5 protein-coding genes are annotated in these 3,724 nt (G+C 70.4%); all 5 read left to right on the forward strand.

The window, feature by feature from the left end; translation table 11 throughout:
* Positions 1–442, forward strand: a 442-nt coding sequence (locus tag G6018_RS09150; RefSeq protein ID WP_182615934.1) for an ATP-binding protein, incomplete at its 5' end; no start/stop codon positions are given.
* Positions 439–1,071 (forward strand): response regulator transcription factor, encoded by a 633-nt coding sequence (locus G6018_RS09155; RefSeq protein WP_182615932.1) that lies wholly within the window; start codon positions 439–441, stop codon positions 1,069–1,071. The genes G6018_RS09150 and G6018_RS09155, both read left to right, overlap by 4 nt.
* Positions 1,072–1,153: 82 nt before the next feature.
* Complete coding sequence (locus tag G6018_RS09160) at positions 1,154–1,843, forward strand: YceI family protein (protein WP_182610157.1); 690 nt, start codon at positions 1,154–1,156, stop codon at positions 1,841–1,843.
* A 67-nt stretch (positions 1,844–1,910) separates the two neighbouring features.
* On the forward strand, positions 1,911–2,132 hold the full coding sequence (locus G6018_RS09165) for a hypothetical protein (protein ID WP_182610156.1): 222 nt from the start codon (positions 1,911–1,913) through the stop codon (positions 2,130–2,132).
* Positions 2,133–2,560: 428 nt separating this feature from the next.
* Positions 2,561–3,661: an esterase-like activity of phytase family protein gene (locus tag G6018_RS09170; protein WP_182615931.1), complete on the forward strand. Its 1,101-nt coding sequence runs from the start codon at positions 2,561–2,563 to the stop codon at positions 3,659–3,661.
* Positions 3,662–3,724 lie beyond the last annotated feature (63 nt).

Consider the following 3,724-nt stretch of genomic DNA (forward strand, 5'->3'; position numbering starts at 1 on the left):
GATCGCCGCGCTACGCCCCGCTCCGCTCGACGGCGTGTCGCTCGCGGGCGCACTGGGCCGCGTCGCGGAGCGGACCCGCGCGGAGCATCCGGGGATCGAGGTGACCGCGGACTGCTCCCTCGAGGTCGACCCTCCCCCCGAGGTCGCCGCCGTGCTCGTCCGCGTGGCGCAGGAGGCGTTGGCGAACGCGGTCACACACGCCTCACCCTCGAGGGTCGAGGTGACGCTGACCGGGTCATCCACCGCGGTCGCGCTCGAGGTGCGCGATGACGGTCGGGGTTTCGACGTGGCCGCGCCGCGGCCCACCGCATCGTTCGGTCTGGACGGGATGGCGCGTCGGGTGTCCGGGCTGGGAGGAGAGTTCGACGTGAGCTCCGAGACCGGCGCGGGGACCACGATCCGCGCCGTGCTCCCGACGGTGGTGGGAGGCTCGGGGACATGACGACGACGAGCGTGCGCGTTCTGATCGCGGACGATCACGCGGTGGTCCGGACAGGCCTTCGCGCGTTGGTCGCGTCGGACCCCGCCATCGAGGTGGTGGCCGACGTCCCCACCGCTGACGGCGCTGTCGAGCGGGCGCGGATCGGCGACGTGGACGTGGTGCTCATGGACCTGCGCTTCGCGGGTGACGCCTCCGCGGGGGTCAGGGCGACCCGGCGACTCCGCGCACTCGGGTCACCACCGCAGGTCCTGGTCCTGACCAGCCACGACACCGATGCGGACATCATCGGGGCGATCGAGGCGGGGGCCTGCGGCTACCTCCTCAAGGACGCCGGTCCCGACGAGCTGCTGGCCGCCGTCCGCGCCGCGGCGGCCGGGGAGAGCGCGCTCTCCCCCACCGTCGCCGCCACTCTGATGAACCGGCTGCGCGACCCACGGCCGGTGCTGACCGATCGCGAGGTGGACGTGTTGCGGGCGGTGGCGACGGGCGAGACCAATCGGCAGGTCGCGGCGTCCCTGAACGTGTCGGAGGCGACGGTCAAGACGCACCTCGTGCACGTCTTCGACAAACTCGGTGTGACGTCCCGGACGGCCGCGGTGGCCAGGGCCCGCGAGCTCGGGGTGGTGTAGCGGCTACGGCGTGACCTGACGTCGGCGTGATCTTCGGTCGATACTCATCCGCCCACCTCGCCGGAGTTCCTAAGCTCGTCCCATGCGGAGACTCCCCTGGATCATCGGCGCTGTCGTCGTCATCGTCGTCGTCGCGCTGATCGCGGCGCCCTACCTCTACAAAGCCGTGCGTGGAGGTGACGACGCGCCGGCCGCGACCGTCTCCGTCGACGGAGCCGAGGAGGCGACCGGCACCCTGGAGGGCACGTGGGTGGTGGTGCCGGGGACCGCGCCCAACGAGACGACTGCCGGGTACACGGTCAACGAGATCCTGCGCGGGGAGCCGGTCACCGTCGTCGGCAGCACCGACCAGGTGAGCGGCCGGGCGGTCGTGTCCGGGACCACCCTGGAGTCCGCATCGTTCGACGTGCAGGTGGCGGGAATCGAGACGGACATCGACCAGCGCGACGCCCAGGCCCGCTCACCCCAGATCCTCGATGCCGGGTCCCATCCCTCGGCGACACTCACCGTGGCCGAACCCGTGGATCTGGCTGCGGTGCCGTCGGACGGCACAACGGTGTCGATCCCGATGGTGGTCGAGCTGACGATCAAGGGCACGACCGTCCGTGAGGACATTGAGGTGACCGTCCTACGGACGGGCGACGCCCTGATCGCCTCCGGCGCGGTCCCCCTCACCTGGGCCGAGGTCGGGGTCGAGCCGCCGAGCCTCGGCTTTGTCGCCGTGGAAACGTCCGGAACGATCGACTTCCTGGTGAGCCTGGCCCGGCAGTAGCCGTGCCTCGGTCTGAGGAGGTCCGATCTGCTCTCGCAGTCCGATCTCCATACGCACGACGTAGGCGATGAACGCGACGGGGATGACGGCGCTCCACGCCCACGCCGACCCTGCGGCGAGAGCGAACACCACCGTGGACGCCACACCGTACGCGGCGATGAGGCCACGGATCGACGCGATGCACGTCGTGATGGTCCGTTCGCTCCACCTCGTTCGCCAGAGTTGCACGGATCCTGAAAGCTCGGCCGCCAGGAAGAGCATCAGGCTCAGGGTGAGCAGCATGAAGTGAGCGGGGAGTTCCTCCGGACGCAGGCTGCCCTCGGTCGGGAACACACTCCTCCACGCTCCGACCGAGACACCCACCGCGCACAGGAGCAGCAGTACGACCATCGGGATGGCATAGGACGGCGACAGCGGATCCCATCTCTGCGACCTGCGGGCACGTCCCGGTTGTGGTGTGGTCACTCGTCTCCCCGCCTCGTCGTTGATCGCATGTCGGTCCTCTCCCGGTTCTTCCGATCGGTTCGACGGTTCGGAGGGGCTGCTCGGTTCCATCAGTTCGGGCCGGGCCCACCTGGCGGTGTCCGGCGGCCGACAGCAGCAGACGGTCAGCGGTAAACGTTCAGCTCGTCGCCACCTACCGGACACGGACCCGGCACCCGACCCTCCTACGGGCACCTGGTCAGTCACTCAGTCATTGCCCAGGAAAGGCCCCCGATGCGCTCACGGACCATCAGCTCAGGCGTCCTCACGGTCGCCCTCGCCGCCGGCGCGGCGCTGGCGATACCCGCCACCAGCGTGGTGACGTCGCCCTGGCCCTTCGACCCGCTGACGATCACCCCCGTCGCGCTCGGTGGCGCCTTCGCCGAGGACGACGACATGTCGGGCGTCGACATCGCGGCCGACGGCACCGCCTACGTGGTGAACAACGGCACCGGCACGCTGTACGTCCTGGCCCACGACCACAGTGCAGGCACCTACTCGCTCGCCCGCACCTTCGTCCTCACCTACCCCGACGGTTCGGGCCTACCCGATTCCGAGGGCGTCACCGTGGGGCCGGACGGCGTGATCTACGTGGCCACCGAGCGCAACAACGACGCCGGCAGCACCAGTTGCCCCTCGATCCTGCGCTTCGTCCTGCCCACCGACCGCGATTCCGGCACGCTCAGCGCCACGGACGAGTACTCGCTGACCTCCCTCACCGGGCCGATCGGCGCGAACGCCGGCCTCGAGGCCATCGAATACCTCCCCGAGGCGTTCGGCGGAGCCTTCGCCGTGGGCGTCGAGGGGACCGGGAAGGTCCACTTCGTGCGGCTGGGTGACGGAGGTGCGGTGACCGAGATGCAGACGTACACCTCACCGTTCACGGGCGTGATGGCGCTCGACCACGACGAGGTGTCCGGCGTCCTGCGGGTGCTGTGTGACGAGGTCTGCGAGGGACGCTCGGTCGAGATGACCTTCGACGGGACCGGGTTCGTCACCGACGGCACCCTCTACGCCCGGCCGGTCGGCATGCCCAACCTCGCCAACGAGGGTTTCGCCTCCCACCGCGAGACCGTCGAGTGCCTCCTGGGAGGCGCCACCGGCACCACCGAGCGGGTCAGGTTCCTGTGGGCCGACGACGCGGCCACCGCAGGGGTCGGTCTGCGCACCGCCGTCTCCGAGGCCGGTGAGTGCACGGTGGAGGACGACGACACCGTTGACGGGTCGCTCGACGACCTGGACACGGTCCTCGGTTCGCTCGCGGGCCTCAGTCCGGTCTTCGGATCGTCGGGCGACGCGCCGACCCTGGTGCCGACCCTTCTTCCGTCCCTCTGAGCCGGCACGATCGGCTCTGACGCACCGCGGCAGGGCCCGGCCACCATCCAGGGTGGCCGGGCC

This window comes from Dietzia sp. DQ11-44, assembly GCF_014145205.1.
In the GTDB taxonomy this organism is placed as follows: Bacteria; Actinomycetota; Actinomycetes; order Mycobacteriales; family Mycobacteriaceae; genus Dietzia; species Dietzia natronolimnaea.